The sequence below is a fragment of the Acidovorax benzenivorans genome, from assembly GCF_028680575.1.
Classification (GTDB): Bacteria; Pseudomonadota; Gammaproteobacteria; order Burkholderiales; family Burkholderiaceae_C; genus Acidovorax; species Acidovorax benzenivorans.
In genome coordinates, this window is sequence record NZ_JAPCKI010000001.1 from 656,689 (window position 1) to 678,948 (window position 22,260).

The 22,260-nt window shown below is 65.8% G+C and carries 25 protein-coding genes; 19 read left to right on the plus strand and 6 right to left on the minus strand.

Going from position 1 to position 22,260, the window contains the following annotated elements; all coding sequences use genetic code 11:
• Positions 1-70 precede the first annotated feature (70 nt).
• Positions 71-1,036 carry a PDR/VanB family oxidoreductase gene (locus tag OIN59_RS03035; protein WP_274106980.1) on the minus strand — a complete coding sequence of 322 codons (966 nt, stop codon included), beginning with the start codon at positions 1,034-1,036 and terminating at the stop codon, positions 71-73.
• Positions 1,033-2,088 (minus strand): aromatic ring-hydroxylating dioxygenase subunit alpha, encoded by a 1,056-nt coding sequence (locus tag OIN59_RS03040; RefSeq protein WP_274106982.1) that lies wholly within the window; start codon positions 2,086-2,088, stop codon positions 1,033-1,035. The genes OIN59_RS03035 and OIN59_RS03040 overlap by 4 nt, the downstream gene beginning before the upstream one ends.
• 270 nt (positions 2,089-2,358) lie before the next feature.
• Between OIN59_RS03040 and OIN59_RS03045 the strand changes: the two genes are divergently transcribed.
• The 8 genes from OIN59_RS03045 to OIN59_RS03080 all read left to right on the plus strand — a co-directional run bounded on the left by OIN59_RS03045 (position 2,359) and on the right by OIN59_RS03080 (position 10,008).
• Positions 2,359-3,135, plus strand: a complete 777-nt coding sequence (locus tag OIN59_RS03045) for a GntR family transcriptional regulator (protein ID WP_274106984.1) — start codon at positions 2,359-2,361, stop codon at positions 3,133-3,135.
• Positions 3,136-3,282: 147 nt separating this feature from the next.
• Positions 3,283-4,467 (plus strand): ABC transporter substrate-binding protein, encoded by a 1,185-nt coding sequence (locus tag OIN59_RS03050; RefSeq protein ID WP_274106986.1) that lies wholly within the window; start codon positions 3,283-3,285, stop codon positions 4,465-4,467.
• A 213-nt stretch (positions 4,468-4,680) separates the two neighbouring features.
• A complete protein-coding gene (locus OIN59_RS03055; protein WP_274106988.1) occupies positions 4,681-5,553 on the plus strand; it encodes a branched-chain amino acid ABC transporter permease in 873 nt (290 codons plus the stop codon).
• Complete coding sequence (locus tag OIN59_RS03060) at positions 5,553-6,548, plus strand: branched-chain amino acid ABC transporter permease (protein ID WP_274106990.1); 996 nt, start codon at positions 5,553-5,555, stop codon at positions 6,546-6,548. Before OIN59_RS03055 ends, OIN59_RS03060 begins: the two co-directional genes overlap by 1 nt.
• Position 6,549: 1 nt before the next feature.
• Positions 6,550-7,332 (plus strand): ABC transporter ATP-binding protein, encoded by a 783-nt coding sequence (locus OIN59_RS03065; protein ID WP_274106992.1) that lies wholly within the window; start codon positions 6,550-6,552, stop codon positions 7,330-7,332.
• The gene (locus tag OIN59_RS03070) at positions 7,325-8,056 is read left to right on the plus strand and encodes an ABC transporter ATP-binding protein (protein ID WP_274106994.1); all 732 of its coding nucleotides are present in this window, start codon (positions 7,325-7,327) and stop codon (positions 8,054-8,056) included. The genes OIN59_RS03065 and OIN59_RS03070 overlap by 8 nt, the downstream gene beginning before the upstream one ends.
• Before the next feature lie 17 nt (positions 8,057-8,073).
• Positions 8,074-9,051: a Bug family tripartite tricarboxylate transporter substrate binding protein gene (locus tag OIN59_RS03075; protein ID WP_274106996.1), complete on the plus strand. Its 978-nt coding sequence runs from the start codon at positions 8,074-8,076 to the stop codon at positions 9,049-9,051.
• Between the two features lie 42 nt (positions 9,052-9,093).
• Entirely contained in the window at positions 9,094-10,008 is a 915-nt protein-coding gene (locus OIN59_RS03080; RefSeq protein WP_274106998.1) for an NAD(P)-dependent oxidoreductase, read from the plus strand.
• Between the two features lie 117 nt (positions 10,009-10,125).
• Here OIN59_RS03080 and OIN59_RS03085 read toward each other — a convergent pair whose 3' ends face one another.
• Positions 10,126-11,091 carry a LysR substrate-binding domain-containing protein gene (locus OIN59_RS03085; protein WP_274107000.1) on the minus strand — a complete coding sequence of 322 codons (966 nt, stop codon included), beginning with the start codon at positions 11,089-11,091 and terminating at the stop codon, positions 10,126-10,128.
• 163 nt (positions 11,092-11,254) lie between these two features.
• On the opposite strand from OIN59_RS03085, the gene OIN59_RS03090 reads away from it, so the two are divergent.
• The 9 genes from OIN59_RS03090 (at position 11,255) to OIN59_RS03130 (ending at position 18,127) form a co-directional block, all read left to right on the plus strand.
• Positions 11,255-11,947 carry a substrate-binding domain-containing protein gene (locus OIN59_RS03090; protein WP_274107002.1) on the plus strand — a complete coding sequence of 231 codons (693 nt, stop codon included), beginning with the start codon at positions 11,255-11,257 and terminating at the stop codon, positions 11,945-11,947.
• A 35-nt stretch (positions 11,948-11,982) separates the two neighbouring features.
• Entirely contained in the window at positions 11,983-13,017 is a 1,035-nt protein-coding gene (locus OIN59_RS03095; RefSeq protein WP_274107004.1) for an amidohydrolase family protein, read from the plus strand.
• 1 nt (position 13,018) lies between these two features.
• Positions 13,019-13,702, plus strand: coding sequence for a 4-carboxy-4-hydroxy-2-oxoadipate aldolase/oxaloacetate decarboxylase (ligK, locus tag OIN59_RS03100; protein WP_274107006.1), 684 nt, complete (start codon positions 13,019-13,021; stop codon positions 13,700-13,702).
• An 83-nt stretch (positions 13,703-13,785) separates the two neighbouring features.
• Positions 13,786-14,715 carry an amidohydrolase family protein gene (locus tag OIN59_RS03105; protein ID WP_274107008.1) on the plus strand — a complete coding sequence of 310 codons (930 nt, stop codon included), beginning with the start codon at positions 13,786-13,788 and terminating at the stop codon, positions 14,713-14,715.
• Positions 14,716-14,719: 4 nt separating this feature from the next.
• Positions 14,720-15,160, plus strand: coding sequence for a protocatechuate 4,5-dioxygenase subunit alpha (gene ligA / locus OIN59_RS03110; protein ID WP_010464344.1), 441 nt, complete (start codon positions 14,720-14,722; stop codon positions 15,158-15,160).
• Between the two features lie 2 nt (positions 15,161-15,162).
• A complete protein-coding gene (locus tag OIN59_RS03115) occupies positions 15,163-16,029 on the plus strand; it encodes a class III extradiol dioxygenase subunit beta (protein ID WP_274107012.1) in 867 nt (288 codons plus the stop codon).
• A 13-nt stretch (positions 16,030-16,042) separates the two neighbouring features.
• Positions 16,043-16,996 carry a Gfo/Idh/MocA family oxidoreductase gene (locus OIN59_RS03120; protein ID WP_274107014.1) on the plus strand — a complete coding sequence of 318 codons (954 nt, stop codon included), beginning with the start codon at positions 16,043-16,045 and terminating at the stop codon, positions 16,994-16,996.
• Positions 16,997-17,228: 232 nt separating this feature from the next.
• Positions 17,229-17,654 carry a GIY-YIG nuclease family protein gene (locus OIN59_RS03125; protein WP_274107016.1) on the plus strand — a complete coding sequence of 142 codons (426 nt, stop codon included), beginning with the start codon at positions 17,229-17,231 and terminating at the stop codon, positions 17,652-17,654.
• A complete protein-coding gene (locus OIN59_RS03130; protein ID WP_274107018.1) occupies positions 17,651-18,127 on the plus strand; it encodes a hypothetical protein in 477 nt (158 codons plus the stop codon). The genes OIN59_RS03125 and OIN59_RS03130 overlap by 4 nt, the downstream gene beginning before the upstream one ends.
• Positions 18,128-18,168: 41 nt before the next feature.
• On the opposite strand, the gene OIN59_RS03135 is transcribed toward OIN59_RS03130, so the two are convergent.
• From OIN59_RS03135 to OIN59_RS03145, 3 genes are all read right to left on the minus strand, one after another.
• Positions 18,169-18,786, minus strand: coding sequence for an ATP-dependent Clp protease proteolytic subunit (locus OIN59_RS03135; RefSeq protein ID WP_274107020.1), 618 nt, complete (start codon positions 18,784-18,786; stop codon positions 18,169-18,171).
• A gap of 68 nt (positions 18,787-18,854) precedes the next feature.
• Positions 18,855-20,171, minus strand: coding sequence for a flavin-dependent oxidoreductase (locus tag OIN59_RS03140; RefSeq protein ID WP_274107022.1), 1,317 nt, complete (start codon positions 20,169-20,171; stop codon positions 18,855-18,857).
• A gap of 103 nt (positions 20,172-20,274) precedes the next feature.
• Positions 20,275-20,622 carry a FlxA-like family protein gene (locus OIN59_RS03145; RefSeq protein ID WP_274107024.1) on the minus strand — a complete coding sequence of 116 codons (348 nt, stop codon included), beginning with the start codon at positions 20,620-20,622 and terminating at the stop codon, positions 20,275-20,277.
• A gap of 132 nt (positions 20,623-20,754) precedes the next feature.
• On the opposite strand from OIN59_RS03145, the gene OIN59_RS03150 reads away from it, so the two are divergent.
• Both OIN59_RS03150 and OIN59_RS03155 read left to right on the plus strand, forming a co-directional pair.
• Positions 20,755-21,585, plus strand: coding sequence for a sigma-70 family RNA polymerase sigma factor (locus OIN59_RS03150; RefSeq protein ID WP_274107026.1), 831 nt, complete (start codon positions 20,755-20,757; stop codon positions 21,583-21,585).
• A gap of 61 nt (positions 21,586-21,646) precedes the next feature.
• On the plus strand, positions 21,647-22,255 hold the full coding sequence (locus tag OIN59_RS03155) for a YdeI/OmpD-associated family protein (protein ID WP_274107027.1): 609 nt from the start codon (positions 21,647-21,649) through the stop codon (positions 22,253-22,255).
• Positions 22,256-22,260: the final 5 nt, after the last annotated feature.

Below are 22,260 nucleotides of genomic sequence, written 5' to 3' on the forward strand. Positions count from 1 at the left end.
CAGGAGTATTCAGAGGCGCTGCAGCCCAAAGGTTGCAGCGCCTCTTTAGCGCCTCTTGGTTTTGGGGCGTTTACAGATCCAGCACAAGCAGCTTGCTGCGCGCGCGCGAGCAGCAGGGCATGAACTGCTCATTGGCCGCCTTTTCCTCATCGGTCAGATACATGTCGCGGTGGTCCACCTCGCCCTCCAGCACGCGTGTGAGGCAAGTGCCACACACGCCCTGCTCGCACGAGGTCAGGATGTCGATGCCCTCCTTGCGCAGCGCCTCCACCACCGACACATCGGGCGCAATGGTGTAGACCTTGCCCGTGCTGGCAATGCGCACGTCAAAGCCCTGGTCGCCCGAGGTGTCCTGTGCGGGCGCGCCAAAGTATTCGAGGTGGATGTGGTCCTGCGCCCAGCCCAGGGCCTTGGCGGTGGTCACCACATGGTCGATGAAGCCTGCCGGTCCGCACACATACAGGCGCTTGTCGGGGCCAGGGTTGGCCAGCACGGCGGCGGCGTCCAGCTTCTGCTCGGGGGCGCCTGCATCAAAGTGAAAGTGGGCGTGGGGCGCAATGGCCGATGCGGCAATGTCGGCAGCAAACGCCGTGCGTTCGGCAGAGCGGGTGCAGTAGTGCAGTGCAAAGTCAGCGCCCGTGCGCGCCAGCCGGTCGGCCATACACAAGAGCGGCGTCACACCAATGCCGCCCGCCAGCAGCAGCGTGCGCTGTGCGGGGTGCAGCGCAAAGTGGTTGCGCGGGGTGCTGATGGTGATCACATCGCCCTCGTGCACGCTGTCATGCATGGCGACCGAGCCGCCGCGCGATGCCGCGTCGCGCAACACGGCGATGCGATAGCGGTGCGACTCGTGCGAGGCATTGCACAGCGAGTATTGGCGCACCAGGCCGTTGGGAAGGTGCACATCGATGTGCGAGCCAGCGCTGAACGGAGGCAATGCGGCACCGTCCAGCCGCGCCAGCTCATAGCTGGCGATGCCCTCGGCTTCGGTCTGCTTCTTGACGACGCGGACTTGCAGGGTTTCCTGCGCGGTCATGCGCTCACCGCCTGTGCTGCGGCAGGCGCGCGCTCGGCGGCCAGCAGGCGGTCCAGGATCTTGCGCGACTGCACGCCGCCCGCGTCGATGTTGAGCATGAGCAGCTTGCGGTCGGGGTAGCGTGTCAGGTTCTCTTGCTGCAGCTCCAGCATCTGCTGGTCTTCGGCAAAGATCTTGCCCTGGCCGTCACGGATCTGGGTGGTGAGCGACGGGTCCTGCGGCTTGAAGTTGCGCGCCATGCCCCAGAAGTAGTGGATCGACGTTTCCGTCTCGGGCGTGATGAAGTCCACCACGATGCTCGACGCTTTTTTGTCCGCTGGCGCGTCATAGCCGCCGTTGCCCGCCAGCGCCACGCCCACCTCGATCAGCACATGGCTGGGGGGGGCGAAGTGGCAGATCTGCCAGCGGTCCACCACCTGGTCGTCGGGCAGGCCGTTCATGCGCAGCGCCATCTTCCAGAACGGCGGGGCTTCAATGCCTTCCATGAAGCGGCTGGTGATCACCTCGTCGCCCTCCACGCGGGTCTTGCAGGGCACCTCGTCAATTTCCTTCTGGCCGATGCTGGTGGAGTGCACATAGGTCTCGTGCGTCAGGTCCATCAGGTTGTCGATCATCAGGCGGTAGTCACAGGCAATGTGGTACAGCCCGCCGCCGTAAGCCCATTCGGGGTTGTTGGCCCAGGGCAGGTGGTGGATGGTGGCGGGGTCGGCCTGTGCGGCGTCGCCGGGCCACACCCAGATGAAGCCATAGCGCTCCACCACCGGAAAGCTGCGTGCCTTGGGGAAGCCCTGCACGCGCTGGCCCGGCATGGACACCGACTTGCCCGTGCATTCCACGCGCAGGCCGTGGTAGCCGCACTGCAGCTGGCCCTCGCAAACGCTGCCCAGCGACAGCGGTGCGCCCCGGTGGGGGCAGAAGTCGTCCAGCGCGGCGACCTGGTCGGGGGCGGGGCGGTAGAACACGATCTTCTCGCCGCAGATGGTGCGGCCCAGGGGCTTGTCCGCGATCTCGTCGGGGGTGCAGGCTACGTACCAGGCGTTCTTGGGATACATGGTTGTCTCTCTCCGTGGGTGGATGGTGTCGTTGCAGGCTTGGTATACAGCCCGCTCGCAGATCTCAGGTGTGGTGCCGCAATTGTGTGAAAAAGACGGGTTTATGTATACATAAAAAAGGTATAAAACAGATATTTCACTCTGGCATATCTGGTAAGTTGTTGTTTTGTAAGTGGTTGGTATATTTTTGAGTGGATGCTATTTTGATTTGTGTATACATTGCGTTGACTGACTTGCACCCCATCGATTGCCGCACCGACCACCGCCGCCATGAACCCTCCCGAACCCCTGACCATTGCCCTGCCGGCCGAGGCTTTCGAAGCAGGAGCCTCGCAGGCCGTCAAGGCGCAGTTGCGCCTGCGCGAGATGATCCTGGCGGGTGAGTTGCCCGGCGGTGCCCGCATTGCCGAGCTGACCCTCGTCGAGAAGCTGGGGGTGTCGCGCACGCCCATCCGTGCCGCGCTGATGCGGCTGGAGCAGGAGGGCCTGCTGCACCGGCTGCCCGGCGGCGGTTACGCCGTGCGCACGTTTTCTGAAACCGATGTGGCCGATGCCATTGAGCTGCGCGGCACCATGGAAGGGCTGGCCGCCCGGCTGGCTGCCGAGCGTGGCGTGGCCCCTGCCCTGCTGGCCGAGGCCCATGCCTGCCTGGATGCCATCGATGCCACGCTGGCCCCGTCCATGCTGGATGACGAGGGGTTTTCGCGCTATGTGGAACTGAATGCGCGGTTTCACCTGCTGCTCAGTCGCATGGTGGGCAGCGATGTGGTGGCGCGCGAGCTGGACCGCGTCAAGGGCCTGCCGTTTGCGTCGCCCTCGGCGTTTGTGGTGGTGCAGACGCACTCTGCCCAGGCGCGCGACATGCTGGTGGTGGCACAAGACCAGCACCGCCAGGCGCTGGACGCCATCGAGCGGCGCGAAGGCGCGCGGGCCGAAGCCATCCTGCGGGAGCACTCGCGCATCACCCGGCGCAACCTACTGGCGGCTGTGCAGGCGTCGCAGGTGCAGGGCTTGCCCGGTGTACAGCTGATCCGCGAGCGGGCATAACGGCTGGCGCTTGGGCGTCGGTATCCTCGCCAGTTATTTCATTTGGCGATACCTGAATGCTTGAATTTGCGCTTGTGAAATAACCCAGCCCACGCCAAACTCCCGCCAGCATTTTCTGTATACAACGACTTTCCACAGGAGACAACGATGCAAAAACGCCACCTTCTTCGTGCCTCGGCTGCTGCCGCCATCGTGCTGTCCACCGGCCTGGCAGCTGTGCCCGCCGCCGCTCAGGACAACGTGTTCAAGATCGGCCTGATCCTGCCCATGACCGGCCAGCAAGCCACTACGGGCCGCCAGATCGAGGCCGCCGCGCGGCTCTACATGGCCCAGAACGGCGACATGGTGGGTGGCAAGAAGGTGCAGCTCATCATCAAGGACGACACCAGCCTGCCCGACGTGACCCGCCGCCTGGCCCAGGAACTGGTCGTCAACGAAAAGGTCAACGTGCTCGCGGGCATGGGCATCACTCCCTCGGCCATGGCCACCGCCCCGCTGGCCACGCAGTCCAAGACCCCCCTGGTGGTGATGGCCGCCGCCACCTCCAGCATCACCGAGGCATCGCCCTATGTGGTACGCACCAGCTTCACCTTGCCCCAGGTGTCGGTGGCCCTGGCCGATTGGGCGCCCAAGAATGGCATCAAGAAGGTCGTGACCCTGGTGAGCGACTACGGCCCAGGCATCGATGCGGAAAAGTATTTCAACCAGCGCCTCACGTTCAATGGCGGCCAGGTGACCGAAGCCCTGCGCGTGCCCCTGCGCAACCCTGACTTCGCCCCCTTCCTGCAGAAGGTGCGCGACGCCAAGCCCGACGCGCTGTTTGTCTTCGTGCCCTCGGGCGCGGGCGCTGCGGTGATGAAGCAGTTCCTGGAGCGTGGCATGGACAAGGCCGGCATCAAGCTCATCGGCACTGGCGACGTGACGGACGACGATCAACTCAACGACATGGGCGACGGCGCCCTGGGTGTGGTCACCTCGCACCACTACTCTGCCGCACACCCCTCGCCCATGAACAAGAAGTTTGTGGAAGCGTTCGAGAAGGCCAACAAGGGTCTGCGCCCCAACTTCATGGCCGTGGGTGGCTATGACGGCATGCGCGTGATCTACGAAGCGCTCAAGACAACCAAGGGTGCGGGCGGCGGTGACGCCCTGCTGGCCGCCATGAAGGGCCAGATCTTTGAAAGCCCGCGCGGCAAGGTGTTCATCGATGCGCAGACCCGCGACATCGTGCAGGACGTGTACCTGCGCAAGGTGGAGCGTGTGAACGGCCAGCTGTACAACGTGGAGTTCGACGTGATCAAGGACGTCAAGGACCCCGGCAAGACTAAATAAGCCCCCCTGAGCCGCTGCGCGGCGGGGCGGCCCTTGCGCGGCGGCCGCTGGTCTGGGCCGCGCCAGTATTTACGGGCAGGCTCCCTCTCGGTCCGTTCGGGCTGGGCCTGTCGAAACCGGGGGCCGCAGGTTGAACGTCCGGCTTTGGTGATTCGTCGCACTTCCACAGCCCTGAGCAGGGTGGTGCACTTTTGTCTTCAATGAAGTGATTTCATGCTGACCATTCTTTTCGACGGCGTTGCCTACGGCATGCTGCTGTTCATCCTGGCAGTCGGCCTGGCCGTGACCATGGGGCTGATGAACTTCATCAACCTGGCGCACGGGGCCTTTGCCATGGCGGGGGGCTACATCACCGTGCTGCTCATGCAGCGGCTGGATGTGCCCTTCCTCGTTTGCCTGCCCATTGCCTTTGTGGGCACGGCCCTGCTGGGTGGTGCGCTGGAGCGCACGCTGTACCGGCCGCTGTACCACAAGGCCCACCTGGACCAGGTGCTGTTCTCCATCGGCCTGGTGTTCATGGCCGTGGCCAGCGTGGACTATTTCGTGGGCTCCACGCAGCAGATCATGCAGCTGCCTGAATGGCTCAAGGGTCGCACCGAAATCGGCAGCGGTGCCCTCATGCTGGGCATGGGGCACTACCGGTTGTTCATCATCGCGGTGTGCGCTGCGCTCACCGTGGGCCTGCAGTATGTGCTCACCAAAACCCGCTTCGGCAGCCGCCTGCGCGCCAGTGTGGATGACCAGCGCGTGGCCGCTGGCATGGGCATCAACGTGAACATCGTGTTTTTGTCCACCTTCGCTTTCGGGTCCGGCCTCGCTGGCCTGGGCGGTGCGCTGGGCGCGGAGGTGCTGGGTCTCGACCCGAGCTTTCCGCTCAAGTTCATGATCTACTTTTTGATCGTGGTGGCGGTGGGCGGCACCTCGTCCATCACCGGCCCGCTGCTGGCCGCGCTGCTGCTCGGCATTGCCGACGTGGCAGGCAAGTACTACATCCCCAAGCTGGGCGCCTTCATTGTGTACAGCCTCATGATCCTGATCCTCATCTGGCGCCCCCAGGGCCTCTTTGTGCGCAAGGGGGGCAAGTGATGTCAAACCTGCAAAACACCTTGCTGCAGGCCCGGCGCTTTCGCTGGTGGGAGCCCGTGCTGTGGCTGCTGGCCTTTGCCGCGCCGCTGGCGCTGCCGAGCCACGCACTCATCATCAACGAGATCGCCATCGTGGCGCTGTTCGCGATTTCGCTGGACCTCATCCTGGGCTACACCGGCATCGTCTCGCTGGGCCATGCGGCTTTCTTCGGGCTGGGCGGCTATGCCGCCGCGCTGTTTGCCAAGCATGTGATGCCCGACCCGCTGGTGGGCCTGGCGGTGGGCATGGGCGCGGCCACGGTGCTGGGGGCTGTGGCCTCGCTCACCATCATGCGCGGCACCGACCTCACCCGCCTCATGGTCACGCTGGGCGTGGGCCTGGTGATGCTGGAGCTGGCCAACAAGCTCGACTGGCTGACCGGCGGCGCAGACGGCCTGCAGGGCGTAGTGCTGGGCCCCGTGCTCGGCCAGTTTGAATTCGACCTGTATGGCCGCACGGCCGCGTGGTATTCGCTCACGGTGCTGCTGGTGTTGTTTCTGCTGGCGCGCCGCATCGTGCAGTCGCCCTTTGGTGCCACGCTCAAGGCCATCCGCGACAACCGGCTGCGCGCCATGGCCATCGGCATCCCGGTCACGGCCAAGCTCGCGCAGGTGTACACCCTGGCAGCTGCGCTGGCCGGGGCTGCGGGCGCGCTGCTCACGCAGACCACGGGTTTTGCTTCGCTCGACCTGTTCGAGTTCCACCGCTCGGCCGACGTGATGCTGATCCTCGTGATCGGCGGCGTGGGCTGGCTGTACGGCGGCATCCTGGGGGCCATTGGCTTCAAGCTGCTGCAGGACGTGATCTCGTCTATCACGCCGCAGTACTGGACGTTCTGGGTCGGCCTGTTCCTCGTTGTACTGGTGCTGGTGGGGCGCGACCGCCTGTTCCGCCCCTGGAGCTGGTTTGGCACCGGCCGCAAGGCCGGTGCTGCCTCCAACACGGGAGGCCACTGACATGAACACCACCTCCTCCAACACGTCCAACACCGTGCTCTCGGCCCAAGGACTGGTCAAGCGTTTTGGCGGCATCACGGCCACCAACAACGTCACGCTCAACTTGCAAAAGGGCGCACGCCATGCGCTCATCGGCCCCAACGGCGCGGGCAAGACCACGCTCATCAACCTGTTGACCGGTGTGCTGGAGCCCACTGAAGGCTCCATCACGCTCGAAGGCCAGGACATCACGCGCCTGGCGCCGCACCAGCGTGTGCAGCGCGGCATGGTGCGCACGTTCCAGATCAACCAGCTGTTCGACACCCTCACGCCGCTGGAGACACTGGCGCTCACCGTGTCGCAGCAGCAGGGCCTGGGTGGCAAATGGTGGCAGCCGCTGGGTGCACGCAAGGCCGTCAACGAGCGCTGCGAGCAACTGCTGGAGCAGTTCCACCTGACCTCGGTGATGGCCGAGGAAACGCGCGTGCTGGCTTATGGCAAACGCCGCCTGCTGGAGATAGCCATTGCGCTGGCCTGCGAGCCACGCGTGTTGCTGCTCGACGAGCCCGTGGCCGGCGTGCCTGCTGGCGAGCGTGAGGAACTGCTGCAGACCGTGGCAGCCTTGCCCGCCGATGTGTCGGTGCTTTTGATCGAACACGATATGGACCTGGTTTTCAGCTTTGCCAACCGCATGACGGTGCTGGTCAACGGCACCGTGCTCACCGAGGGCGACCCGGACACCATTGCCAACGATGCGCAGGTGAAGGCGGTGTATCTGGGGCATGGGGAGGACGCCCATGTCTAAGACAGAACTCCTGCGCATCGAAGGCCTGAGCGCAGGCTACGGCGAAGCCGTGGTGCTGCAAGGCATCTCACTGGCCCTGCCCGAAGGTGACACGCTGGCCCTGCTGGGCCGCAACGGAACCGGCAAGACCACGCTCATCAACACGCTGGCCGGTGCCACACGCCAGCATGCGGGCACGGTGACCCTGGGTGGCGTGGCGCTGCACAAGCTGCCTCCGCATGAGCGTGCTGCGGCGGGCATCGGCTGGGTGCCGCAAGAGCGCAACATCTTCAAGTCGCTCACCGTGCACGAGAACCTCACGGCCGTGGCGCGCCCGGGCCGTAAAGGCTCGACCGCGCGGCAGTGGACGCCTGAGCGCGTGTATGAGATGTTCCCGCGCCTGGCCGAGCGCAAGACCAACCTGGGCACGCAGCTCTCCGGTGGCGAGCAGCAGATGCTGGCCGTGGGCCGCGCGCTGGTGCTCAATCCGCGCCTGCTGCTGCTCGACGAGCCGCTCGAAGGCCTGGCGCCCATCATTGTGGAAGAGCTGCTGCGCGCCATCCGCCGCATCACCCGCGAAGAGGGCCTCTCGGCCATCATCGTGGAGCAACACCCGCAGGCCATCCTGGCCATCTCGGACCGCGCTGCGGTGCTGGATCGGGGCACGGTGGTGCACACCGGCACCGCTGCCGAGCTGAGCGCGCAGCCCGAGCTGCTGGACCGCCTGCTGGGCGTGGCGCGGTAAACACGGGCGCTACTGCCATGCACACCGTGCACCGCAGAACCCTCCTGGCCTGGCTGGCGGCGCCCCTGGGCGGTGCGGCCAGCGCGCAGGCGGCTTTTCCATCACGCCCGCTGCGCATCGTTGTGCCCAATGCGGCGGGCGGAGCGGCCGACATCACGGCGCGTACGGTGGGCCAGAAGATTGCCGGCCCGCTGGGGCAAAGCGTGGTCATTGAAAACAAGCCCAGCGCCGGCGGTGTGGTGGCGGGTGACCTGGTGGCACGCGCCGAGCCTGACGGCCACACGCTGCTGTTGGTGAGCAGCGGCACGGCGGTGAGCGCGGCGCTGTTCCAGTCGCTGCCGTTCGACACGCTCAAGGACTTTGCGCCCGTCTCGCTGCTGGCCACGTTCGACCTGGCCGTGGTGGTGAAGGAGGGCGGGCGCTTTGCCACCCTGGCCGAGCTGCTGGCTTACGGCCGCGCTCACCCAGGCAAGCTCAACATCGGCACGCCGCAGATCGGCACCACACAGAACTTGGCGGCCGAGCTGTTCAAGGTGACGGCGGGCATCGACGCACAGGTCGTTCCTTTCAACGGCACGCCGCCCGTCATCACGGCGCTGCGGGGCGGCGAGATCGATGTGATGATCGACATCCTCGGAGGCCTCATGCCGCAGATCGGCGCCAAGGCCTTGCGGCCGCTGGCCGTGATGGGCGCGCAGCGGGCACCGCAGCTGCCCGATGTGCCCACGGTGCGCGAAAGCGGGGGCTCGCTGTCGGGCTTTAACGTCACGTCGTGGAACGGCCTGGCCGTGCCCGCCAAGACACCCGCTGCCGTGGTGGAGCGCCTCTCGCGCGAGGTGCAGGCCGCGTTGGCCCAGCCTGATGTGAAAAAGCGCCTGCTGGAGCTGAACCTCAATGCCCAGGGCAGCACCCCCGCCCAGCTGGGCGAGCACCTGGCGGCCGATGTACGCCGCTGGAGCGATGTGATCGCCCGGGCCAAGATCGCGCGGCAGTGACGGGCGCCGCGCGGCGGCTTCTTTGACCGAAAGGCAAACCGAATGAACATCACACACATCGGCCTCGTCGGCTACGGCGAGGTGGGCAAGATCTTCAGTGCGGGCTTGCGGGTTCAACCCGGCGTGGCTTCTGTCGCTGCCTGGGACCTGAAGCTGGCCGACACCGCGCAACGCGACGCCATCCAGAAGCATGCCGCGCAAGCGGGTGTGGTGGCGGTGGATTCGATGCGGGCACTGTGCGCGCGCTGCGATTGCGTCATCTCGGCCGTCACCGCGTCCAACACGCTCGCCGTGGCGCAGGAGGCTGCGCTGCACATCCGTCCCGGCACCGTGTTCCTGGACCTGAACTCCGCATCGCCCGGCACCAAGCAACAGGCCGCTGCGCTCGTCGAGGCGCGCGGCGCGCACTATGTCGAGGCGGGCGTGATGACCTCGGTGCCTCCCTACGGTATCCGCGTGCCCATGCTGCTGGGCGGCGCGCAGGCCACCGCGCTGGCCGCTGTGCTGACCGGCTGGGGCATGGATGCCAAACCCGTGAGCGAGCAACTGGGCGTGGCCAGTGCCATCAAGATGTGCCGCAGCATCATGATCAAGGGCCTGGAGGCTCTGGTGATTGAGAGCTACGCCACCGCCCGCCACTATGGCGTGGAAGACCATGTGCTGCCCACACTGGCCGAGACCTTCCCGTCCATCGACTGGCACGAACAGGGCCGTTACTTCTTCAGCCGTGTGGTGCAACACGGCCAGCGCCGCGCCGAGGAAATGCGCGAGTCGGCCCGCACCGTGAGCGAAGCAGATATGGAGCCTGTGATGACATCGGCCATCGCTGCCAAGCAGCAGTGGGTGGCCGACCTGGCGCGCGAAGGCGCCTTTCAAGGGCTGCCCAAGGACGCACGCTGGCAGGACTATGCGGACCGGCTGCTGGGCAGTTTGCCCTCCCCACCCGCGAAGGACTAAGCCCTGCGAATCGCTGTGAGCCCATGAAACTGGCGCGGCGCAATGCCAGTGGCGCCGAGCAAGGGCCGCCCCGCAGCGAGGGCGCCGTCCCCCTTCGGGGGGATGCCGCGCAGCGGCTCAGGGGGGGGACTTGTAAAGCGCTTGCAGGGTGCTGCGAATCAGCTCCGCCATCGCCTGCTGCGTGAGCGTGGCCGGGCGCTGCGAGCTCACGGCCATGAACAGCTTGCTGCGCAGACGGGTGCTGCCGCCTTCCTCCTCACCATCCCCATCGCTGCCTGCACCGTGGATGGGCCGGGTGCTGAACACCTCGGATTTGCCCGAGGTGGTGACCGCATTCATGGGCAGCACGGCACACCCCGCGCCATCGGCCACCAGGTCCAGGATGGCGGCCACACCGTCGATCTCCAGGCTGATCTGCGGGCGCTTGCCGCGTGCGGCCAGTTCAGACTCCACCAGCATGCGGATCGAGTTGGGGCGCGTGGGGATCACCAGCGGAAAGCGCGGCAGCTCATCCAGCGGCAGGGGCGTGCGGGCCAGGGCATCGGCCTCTGCCTCACTCTGGCCCACGGTGCGGCGCTGCACCAGAAACAGGTCTTCCTCCAGCAGCGCCGTGGTCTCGATGCCCGGCGCGGGCGTGGTGTTGTAGAGCAGCGCAATGTCGAGCAGGCCGGTGGTCAGCGACTCGCGCATGGCCACCGACAGCCCTTCGCTGATGGCCAGCGCCGCGTCAGGCATCTTCACGCGGAAGGCGCGGGTCAGCGGCACCGTCAGCACTTTGGCAATGCTGGGCGGCAGGCCGATGGCCACACGCCCGGCGAGGGCGCCGCGCACGCGGCCCAGCTCCTCACGCGCGCGTTCCACCTGGTGCAGGATGCCGCGCCCGTGCTCCAGCAGCAGCTTGCCCGCCTCGGTGGGCGTGGCGCCCCGGCCATTGCGCACCAGCAGGTTCTGGCGCAGCTCCACCTCCAGCAGGCGCACCTGGCGGCTCAGCGCGGGCTGGGCAATGTCCAGCACCACCGAGGCGCGGGTAAAGCTGCCCAGCTCGGCCACCCGCACAAAGTATTCGATCTGCTTCAGGTCCATGGGCAAGGCTCTCTGCTATAGCTGTGGGTCAACGATCACGGAATGATATATCTGGTAGTGCCGGTGCCGCCTTCATGTTTGGGCCGCCGCTGCCCACAATCGGCGGCATGTATACAACTGCACGCACCGCCTGGGCCATCCGCAGCCCGGCAGGAGACAACGCATGACGGCGCCTGTGATCCGAGGCATTTCTTCCATGGCTACGCGCCAGGTGTTGGCCGACCTAGTGGCCGGTTTTGCGCAGCAGTCGGGCACGCAGGCCGCCATCGAATCGGTGGGCGGTGTGGACGCCGCCAAGCGCGTGGCCACCGGTGAGGCGTTCGACGTGGTCATCCTTGCGTCCGACGCCATCGACAAGCTTTTGGCTGCGGGCCACCTGCTGCCTGGCAGCAAGGTGGACTGGGTGCACTCCGGCGTGGCCGTGGCCGTGCCTGCAAGCGCTCCGCTGCCGGACATCAGCACCGAAGACGCCGTGCGCCAAGCCGTGCTGGCCGCGTCCAGTATCAGCCTGTCCACCGGCCCCAGCGGCGTGGCGCTGGCCAAACTGTTCGAGCGCTGGGGCATTGCCGACCAGATCGCCCCCCGCATGGTGCAGGCGCCCCCCGGCGTGCCCGTGGGCTCGCTGGTGGCCAAGGGCGAGGTGGCGCTGGGCTTTCAGCAATTGAGCGAGCTGCTGCATGTGCAGGGCATCGCCATCGTGGGCCCGCTGCCACCGGCCATCCAGATCACCACCACGTTTTCAGCAGGCATCAGCACGTTGTCGCAGCAGGTGGATGCAGCGCGTGCGCTGCTGGCCTACCTGGCCTCCCCCGCCGCAGAAGACGCCAAACGCAAGCAAGGCATGGAGCCTGCCTGACCGATCACAAGAACACCTTCCAGGAGCACCAACACATGAGCCTCATCATCGACTGCCACGGCCACTACACCACGGCCCCCAAGGCGCTGGAGAACTGGCGCAATGCGCAGATCGCCGGTATCAAAGACCCGGCGGCCATGCCCAAAGTGGCAGACCTGCACATCAGCGACGACGAACTGCGCGAGTCCATCGAGACCAACCAGCTCAAGCTGATGAAAGAGCGCGGCAGCGACATCACGCTGTTCAGCCCGCGCGCGAGTTTCATGGCCCACCACATTGGCGACTTCAACGTGTCCAGCACCTGGGCCGCCATCTGCAACGAGCTGTGCTACCGCGTCTCCACCCTGTTCCCTGACCACTTCGTGCCCGTGGCCATGCTGCCGCAGTCGCCCGGTGTCGATCCCGCCACCTGCATCCCCGAGCTGGAAAAGTGCGTGAAGGAATACGGCGCCGTGGGCATCAACCTCAACCCAGACCCCTCTGGCGGCCACTGGACCAGCCCCCCGCTAACCGACAAACACTGGTACCCCATCTACGAAAAGATGGTGGAGTACGACCTGCCCGCCATGATCCACGTGAGCACCAGCTGCAACGCGTGCTTTCACACCACCGGCGCGCATTACCTGAACGCCGACACCACGGCCTTCATGCAGCTCATCCAGGGCGATCTGTTCAAGGACTTCCCCACGCTCAAGTTCCTGATTCCGCACGGTGGCGGTGCGGTGCCCTACCACTGGGGCCGCTTCCGCGGCCTGGCGCAGGAGATGAAAAAGCCTCTGCTGGACGAGCATGTGATGAACAACGTGTTCTTCGACACCTGCGTGTACCACCAGCCCGGCATCGACCTGCTCAACACCGTGATCCCGGTGAAGAACGTGCTGTTTGCCAGCGAAATGATCGGCGCGGTGCGCGGTATCGACCCCACCACCGGCAACTACTACGACGACACCAAGCGCTACATCGAGGCCTCCACCATCCTGAGTGCGCAAGACAAGCACCAGATCTACGAAGCCAACACGCGCCGTGTGTTTTCTCGACTCGATTCACGCCTGAAGGCAAAGGGGCTCTGACATGTTTGAACTTGGCGTTGTCTACCGCAACATCACCCGCGCCGACCGCGCAGCTGCCGACGGTCTGGCCGCCCTCGGCTCGGCCACTGTGCACGAGGCCATGGGCCGCGTGGGCCTGCTCAAGCCCTATATGCGCCCCATCTACGGCGGCCAGCAGGTCAGTGGCACGGCGGTTACCGTGCTGCTGCAGCCGGGCGACAACTGGATGATGCATGTGGCGGCCGAGCAGATTCAGCCCGGCGACATCGTGGTGGCAGCCGTCACTTCGGAGTGCACCGACGGCTACTTTGGCGACCTGCTGGCCACGTCCTTCCAGGCGCGTGGCGCCCGTGCGCTCATCATCGACGCCGGTGTGCGCGACGTGAAGACGCTGCAGGAGATGAACTTCCCCGTGTGGAGCCGCGCCATCAGCAGCAAGGGCACCATCAAGGCCACGCTGGGCTCGGTCAACATCCCCGTGGTGTGCGCCGGTGCACTCGTCACGCCGGGCGACGTGATCGTGGCCGACGACGACGGTGTGGTGTGCGTGCCCGCCGCCCGCGCGGTGGAGACCCTGGCTGCCGCCCAAAAGCGCGAGAGCTTTGAAGGCGAAAAACGCGCCAAGCTGGCCAGCGGCGTGCTGGGCCTGGATATGTACAACATGCGCCCCGGCCTGGAGAAGGCGGGCCTCAAGTACATCGATTGAACACAAGTTTCAAGTGTTTTTGGCCTCTGGCGCATATCTATAAAGCGCTGGTAGCTATTATTTGCATAGCAAGGTAGTCGCCCATGTCTGAGTTCACTAAAACCCCCGGCTGGCTGGACTGGTACACCGGCCCCAGCAAGCCCCGCTTTCAGGTGCCCGCAGGCGCTGTCGATGCCCACTGTCACGTGTTTGGCCCCGGTGCCGAGTTCCCCTACGCCCCCGAGCGCAAGTACACGCCCTGCGACGCCAGCAAGGCGCAGCTGTACGCGCTGCGCGACCACCTGGGCTTTGCGCGCAATGTGGTGGTGCAGGCCACCTGCCACGGTGCGGACAACCGCGCCATGGTCGATGCGCTGGTGCACTCCGGCGGCAAGGCGCGCGGCGTGGCCACCGTCAAGCGCTCGGTCACCGATGAAGAGCTGCAGGCCATGCACGACGCTGGTGTGCGCGGCGTACGCTTCAACTTCGTCAAGCGCCTGGTGGACTTCACGCCCAAGGACGAGCTGATGGAGATTGCCGCGCGCATCCACAAGCTGGGCTGGCATGTGGTCATCTACTTCGAGGCGGTAGACCTGCCCGAGCTGTGGGACTTCTTCACCGCACTGCCCACCACCGTGGTGGTGGACCACATGGGCCGCCCCGATGTGAACAAGCCCGTGGACGGACCAGAGTTTGAGCTGTTCCTCAAGTTCATGCGCCAGCACCCCAACGTGTGGAGCAAGGTGAGCTGCCCAGAGCGCCTCTCTGTGACCGGCCCCAAGGCGCTGAACGGTGAGCAGAACGCCTACACCGACGTGATCCCGTTCGCCCGCCGGGTGGTGCAAGAGTTCCCCGACCGCGTGCTGTGGGGCACCGACTGGCCGCACCCCAACCTCAAGGACCACATGCCTGACGATGGCCTGCTGGTGGACTTCATCCCGCACATTGCAACGACACCGGAGCTGCAAAAGAAACTGCTGGTGGACAACCCCATGCGCCTGTACTGGCCCGAAGAAGTCACCGTGGAGGACTGACACCATGTCTCTCGATAAACCCTACCTCGACGTGCCCGGCACGACCATCTTCGACGCCGAGCAAAGCCGCAAGGGCTACTGGCTCAACCAGTTCTGCATGAGCCTGATGAAGGCCGAGAACCGCGTCCGCTTCAAGGCCAACGAACGCGCCTATCTGGACGAGTGGGCGATGACCGAAGAGCAGAAACAGGCCGTGCTGGCGCGCGACCTGAACTGGTGCATTCGCCTGGGCGGCAACATCTACTTTCTGGCCAAGATCGGCTCCACCGACGGCAAGAGCTTTCAGCAGATGGCGGGCAGCATGACCGGCATGACCGAAGAGGAATACCGCAACATGATGATCAACGGCGGCCGCTCGGCCAACGGCAATCGCGTGATTGGTGAAGACGGCGACGCGCAGGCGCACCGCCAACCGCAAGGTAGCGCGGGCAAGAAAGGAATTTGACAATGGCCAAAATCACCGCCTCCGTGTTCACCTCGCACGTGCCTGCCATTGGCGCGGCCATGGACTTGGGCAAGACCCACGAAGACTATTGGAAGCCCGTGTTCGCGGGCTACGATTTTGGCAAGCAGTGGATCAAGGACCACAAGCCTGACGTGATCTTCCTGGTCTACAACGACCACGCCACGGCCTTCAGCCTGGACCTGATCCCCACGTTCGCCATCGGCACCGCCGCCGACTACGAAGTGGCCGACGAGGGCTTTGGCCCGCGCCCCGTGCCCAAGGTCATCGGCCACCCCGACCTGGCCGCACACATTGCGCAGTCGGTCATCCAGCAGGACTTTGACCTCACCATCGTCAACAAGATGGCGGTGGACCACGGTCTTACCGTACCCCTGTCGCTGATGTTTGGCGAGCAAGACCCCGTCAAGGGCGCATGGCCCTGCCCGGTGATCCCGTTTGCCGTGAACGTGGTGCAGTACCCCGTGCCCAGTGGCCGCCGCTGCTACAACCTGGGCCAGGCCATCCGCAAGGCGGTAGAGAGCTACGACGAAGACCTGAACGTGCACATCTGGGGCACGGGCGGCATGAGCCACCAGCTGCAGGGCCCGCGCGCTGGCCTTATCAACAAAGAGTTTGACAACGCTTTCCTCGACAAGCTCATCAATGACCCCGAGGCCGCCGCCAGCATCCCGCACATCGACTACGTGCGCGAAGCGGGCAGCGAGGGCATCGAGCTGGTGATGTGGCTCATCGCGCGCGGCGCAATGGCCGATGTGGCCGGAGGCAAGCCGCCGAAACTGGCGCACCGCTTCTACCATGTGCCCGCGTCCAACACCGCCGTGGGCCACCTGATTCTCGAGAACACGTAAAAGGACACACACCATGACCATCAAAGTCGCACTCGCAGGCGCTGGCGCCTTCGGCATCAAGCACCTGGACGGCATCCAAAACATCGACGGCGTCGAGGTCGTCTCCCTCATCAGCCGCGACCTGGCCAAGACCCAGGAAGTGGCCGACAAGTACGGCATCAAGCACGTCACCACCGAGCTGAAGGACAGCCTGGCCATCAAAGAAGTGGACGCTGTCATCCTGTGCACACCCACGCAGATGCACGCCAGCCAGACCATCGCCTGCCTGGAGGCTGGCAAGCATGTGCAGGTCGAGATCCCGCTGTGCGACATCCTGGCCGATGGCGAGAAGGTCGTCGCCCTGCAAAAGCAGACGGGCCTGGTGGCCATGTGTGGCCACACGCGCCGCTTCAACCCCAGCCACCAGTACGTGCACAAGAAAATCACGGCGGGCGAGTTCAACATCCAGCAGATGGATGTGCAGACCTACTTCTTCCGCCGCACCAACATGAACGCGCTGGGCCAGGCCCGTAGCTGGACGGACCACCTGCTGTGGCACCACGCTGCCCACACCGTGGACCTGTTCGCCTACCAGGCGGGCAGCCCCATCGTCAAAGCCAATGCCATCCAGGGCCCCATCCACAAGGACCTGGGCATCGCCATGGACATGAGCATCCAGCTCCAGGCCGCCAATGGTGCGATCTGCACGCTGAGCTTGAGCTTCAACAACGACGGCCCGTTGGGCACCTTCTTCCGCTACATCGGCGACACGGCGACCTACATCGCGCGCTATGACGACCTGTTCAATGGCAAGGAAGAAAAGATCGATGTGAGCAAGGTCGATGTGAGCATGAACGGCATTGAGCTGCAGGACCGCGAGTTCTTCGCCGCCATCCAGGAAGGCCGCGAGCCCAACGCCAGCGTGGCGCAGGTGCTGCCGTGCTACCAGGTGCTGCACGACCTGGAGCAGCAGCTCAACGCGGGCTGATTTCAAGCCAAATTGGCCGGTGGCGCCGATAAATAAAGCGCAGACAGCTATTAATATGATAGCTATCTGCGCTGACGGGCTGGCGCACTACAATGCGCGCCACAGGTGCTGAGGGGCGCCTGCCCGCACAAGAGGCTCTCACCCTCACGTCACTGTCTTGCAGACCCTGACAGACCTTTGCCTTCATCGGCCCTTTGCGGGAAGGGCCGGTTATGCAAACCAGGAACCTGTCATGGAAGCTCCCTCCTCCCGTCCCGAATCGTCCCCCCACGTCCCGCCAGCCTCGCAGGACGGCGCAGCGCCGCTTGTGCCCCGTGGCGAACGCAAGCGCGAGCTGCTGCGCCACTACAAGGACAACCCGCCCGATGCGGGTGTGTACGCCATCCGCTGCACCGCCAGCGGCCACGCCGGGGTGCAGGTGCATGCGTCCATGAATGTCGCTGGCGCCATCAACCGCGCCCGGTTTCAGTTGCGCATGCGCAGCCACACCGACAAGCGCCTGCAGCAGCAGTGGCAGCAGCACGGCGAGGCCGCGTTCAGCTTTGAGGTGCTGGACGTGCTCAAACGCCGCGAAGACGCCACCGAGGCCGAGCGGCGCGACGACCTGGCCGCGCTGCTGGCACTGTGGCGCGAAGAGCTGGGAGTGGATGCTGCATGAGCACCACCTCCACACCGCTCGATGAACTCAAGACCCGCGCGCGCATTGCGCTCAATGCGGCACGGCGCGCTGGCGACCATGACGCCAAACTGCGCCATTGCCTGAACGATGCGGCGCGCCAGGTGGGGTTTGTGCACTGGGACCATGCGCGCACCGTGCTGGGCGGCTTTGCGCGGCCGGGGGACGACTTTGGCACCTTCTGGCACGCCCCGCGCACGGGCATCCTGCTCAACCAGTGGTTTGCCAGCCATGCCGAGGCCCGCGCGGTGCACGCGCAAGACCCCGGCGCCTTCGTGTTGCCCTACCGGCGGCAGTGCATGCTGGTGCAGGCGGAGTTTGTGGCAGAGCTGGGCCTGAACCCGCAGGACCCCGCATGGGCCGCTCTGGGCCGCGACCTGGTGGCCGGGTATGGCTGCCCGGCCTGGGGGCGGCTGGTGGGGCTGCGTCTGGCGCAGATGCGGGCGTGGGCGTAGCGCGCATCCGCTGCCGACTGCTGTGTGGCCTCTGTGTGGCCTTACTGCGGGCGCAACGCGGTCTTGTGCTCAATGATGCGCGACACCAGGCCGTAGTCCACCGCCTCCTCGGCCGACAGCCAGTGGTCGCGCTCAATGTCGGCCAGCACCACGTCCAGCGGCTTGCCGGTCTGCTGGGCGATGGTGTGTGCAATGCGCTCGCGCGCCTTCACGATCTCCCGCGCCTGGATGGCGATGTCGCTGGCCGGGCCCCCGGCGCCCCCGCTGGGCTGGTGGATCAGAAAGCGCGTGTTCGGCAGGCAAAACCGCCGCTCGCGCGGCGCGGCCAGGTACAGGTGCGTGGCCGCGCTGCCCACCCAGCCGGTGCCGATCATGTTCACCGGCGCGGTGATAAAGCGCACCAGGTCGTGCAAGGTGTCGCCCGACTCCAGGTGCCCGCCGGGCGAACTCACCAGCATGTCGATGGGCTCGGCGCTGTCGGCATCCAGCGCAATCAGCCGCCGCGCCACATCGGCGGCCAGGGTGTCGGTGATGGTGCCGAAGACCAGCAGGGTGCGGGCCTTGAAGGCTTTTTCTTCCAGGTAAGACGTGCGCGGCTCGGTGCCGTAGGTGGGGGCAGAAGGGGGTGCGGTGGTGTCCAGCGTGTCTAGCGTATCCATAGGGCCAAGTCCTTGAAAAGAGTGAGAGGACTGCCTTGACGAACGAGACGCGCCGGGCGTGACACTCCTTAGACCGCAGCCACGCGCTGACCCGCCGCAATGGTGGGCGGCGCCGCATTCAGCGTTTCGATCGCAAACCCAGCCGCCGCCTTGTACCGGGCCATGAAGCCCTCGCGTTCCTCGCGCGGCAGCACATCGTCAATGTGGTCGAACACACCGCCGCAGCGCTCGTCCACCATCCCCAGCAGGCCAAAGGGGCCAGAGCCCCGGTTGCGCAGCACCAGCGCCGAGATGTCCTTGCACAGCTTGTCGTCGTAGGCGCACAGCGCCTGCGGGCCCACGCCATGCGCAATCAACTGCGCCCCCAGCACGCGCGCATCCACGATGGCCTGGCTGGCACCGTTGGAGCCCACGGGGTACATCACATGCGCCGCATCGCCCAGCAGCGCCACGCGGCCGTCTACCCAGGTGGGCACGGGGTCGCGGTCGATCATGGGGTACTCAAAAATGTCCTTGGCGCCGCGCAACATGGCGGGCACGTCCAGCCAGCTGTAGTTCCAGCCTTCAAAGTGGTGAGCGAATTCCTCCAGCGCCACACGCCGGTTCCAGTCGCCCTGCTGCCAGCCGCCCTGGTTGTCCACCGTGATCTCGGCGATCCAGTTGATGGTGGCCAGGCCCGTGACCGGGTCTGGCGGCGTGATGGGGTAGCACACCACGCGGTGCCGCAGCGAGCCCACGCCCACAAACGAAGCACCCGTGCGCACCGGCACCCCCGGCGTGGTGCCTCGCCACATGATGGCGCCGCCCCACTGGATGGGCGGCTGCGTGGGGTGCATTTGCGCCCGCACGGCAGAGTGCAGGCCATCGGCGGCAATCAGCAGCGAGCCTGCCACCTCCCGCCGCTCTCCGTCGCGGGTCTCGATGAGTGCGGTCACGCCCTCCGCATCCTGCCGGTAGCCCACCACACGCTGCCCCAGCTGCACGGCATCGTCGCCCAGGCGCTCTTTCACGGCGTTGAACAGCATCATCTGCAACTGCCCCCGGTGCACCGAATACTGCGGCCAGTGGTAGCCCGCCTGCAGGCCACGTGGCTCGGCGTACACCTCGTTCCCGTTGCGCCCCACCAGCGCCCATTCGCGCGCCTGCAGGCCAATGGTGTCCAGCACCTCGTTGCCAAACCCCAGGTCGTGCAGCTCACGCACGGCGTTGGGCTGCAGGTTGATGCCCACGCCCAGCGGCTGCAGCTCTGGCACCGATTCAAAGACGATGCAGGGCACACCGATCTGGTGCAGGGTGAGGGCAGTGGCCATGCCACCGATGCCGCCACCGGCGATCAGCACAGGGCGGGGCGAAGAGGGGTGTGAAGGAGTAGGTGCGCCAGACATGCGGAGATTGTCCATGCAATGGTCTGCGGGACTTGTCACGGATGGCGCTGCTGTGGATGGCGGGTGGCTTTTGCTGCGGGCTGTGCCGGTTCAGCCAGCTCTGTCAGGCGTAGGTATCGACGTTGCTTCCCAGGCCAGAGGTTCGGTCTTCAGCGGATGCAGCCTTTTGCTTGTGCGCAGCCCCGGCTGCGCCCTCAGCTTTCGCCACCTGGGCCTTCTGCTGCTCTTGCTGCTGCGCACGCTGTATTGCCGCAATCTGGGCTTGCACCATCTGGATCTTGGCCTGCAGCAACTTGGACTTCTCCTGCTTCGCCTTCGCGTCCAGGTTGGAGCTGGCTACGCCCTTGAGCTCATCCGTCAGCTCGCGCAACTGTTTTTGCAGCTTGGCGATGTCGCCGCCGCTGGATGAGGAAACCCTGCTGGTTGACGCGGATGTGCTGGAGACTTGCATCTCTGATTATCGGCAAGTCGTCGAGAAAATTGACTGGGGCCAGCCACTGCGGATGACGAGAGATCATTCACGCAACCGGCCACCATCGTCTGCTGCCGTGTTGTTCCCACCAGCCTGTGGCACCATGCGCCGATGCAAGACGAACACACCCTGGCGCTCGTGGGCGCTAGCCGCAGCGCCCTGGTGCGCGCCGCCACGCGCCTGCTGGGCCCCGCCGATGCCGAAGACGCCGTGCAGGACGCCTATGTGCGCGCGCTGGAGGCCAACGCCCCTGCGCTCAATGCTGCCCAGGCCTGGCTGCTGACGGTGGTGCGCAACCTGGCCATCGACCGCTTGCGGCGGCGGCAGTGGATGGCGCAGTGGCTGGCCGAAGCGGTGCAGACGGCGCAGGGCGATGCCGTTGGCACGGTCGCGCCCTCGGCGGAGGCCGATGCCGCCCTGGCGCAGCAGGCCACGCTGGCGCTGCGCAGGCTGGCGGCGTGCGTGACGCCCACCGAGGGCGCTGCAGTGCTGTTGCACGCTGTGTTTGAGGCCAGCCATGCCGAGCTGGCGCAGGCCAGCGGCCGGTCTGAAGCGGCCTGTCGCCAGCAACTGCGCCGCGCGTTGCAGCGCCTGCGGCAGGCCCAGGAGGGCGACGAAGCCCGCCGTGGCGATGGGCGAGACGAATCCAAGGACAACGCCCCCGCTGTGCTGCGCTTGTACCTGCAGTCGCTGCAATCGCGGGATCCGCAGACCCTGTGGGCCCTGCTGCGCCAGCCGCCTGTCAGTGCGCTGGCGATGCAGGGTGTTGCGCAGGCCGTGCAGCCGGTGCAGCCTAGTGCCCAGCGCACACCGGCCACGGTGGGTGGCGTGGTGCAGGTGGGCGGGCAGCTGGGGCTGGTGCTTACGCTCGATGGGGTGACGCTGTGCGTGGTGCCACTGGGGCCCCATGCCGAGCAGGCGCAAGAAGCCATGGTGGTCTAACCCGCGCATCCGCAGTTGCAGCGTCAGGAAGAAGGCAAGACGGAAGGACGTTCGCAGCACCATGGCTCAGCAGTCCACCCCCACATTCTTTGCCACGCCGCAGGCGTTTCGCCAGTGGCTGGAACGGCATGCCTCCAGCGCGCCGGAGTTGCTGGTGGGGTTTCACAAAGTGGGCTCGGGCCGCCCCAGCATGGGCTGGTCCGAGTCGGTGGACGAAGCCCTGTGTTTTGGCTGGATTGATGGGGTGCGCAGGCGCATTGACGAGCACATGTATTCGATCCGCTTCACCCCGCGCAAGCCGTCGTCGATCTGGAGCGCCGTCAACATCGCCAAGGTGGAACAGTTGCAGGCGGCCGGCCGCATGACGCAGGCCGGGCTGGCGGCCTTTGCCCACCGCAAGGCCGACAAGTCGGCCATCTACTCGCACGAGCAGGCGGGGGTGGCCGAGCTGCCCGCTGCGCTGCAGCGCGCGTTCCAGCGCAACAAGGCCGCGTGGCGGTACTTTCAGGAATCCACACCGCCCAGCTACCGCAAGGTGATGTTGCATTGGGTCACGTCTGCCAAGCGCGATGCCACCCGGGAGGCGCGGTTTGCGCAGCTGGTGGCCGCCTGTGCTGTGGGCGAGCGGATCGAGCTGTGGGCCAAGCGGCCACCCGTTGCAAAGACCTAGGCCTG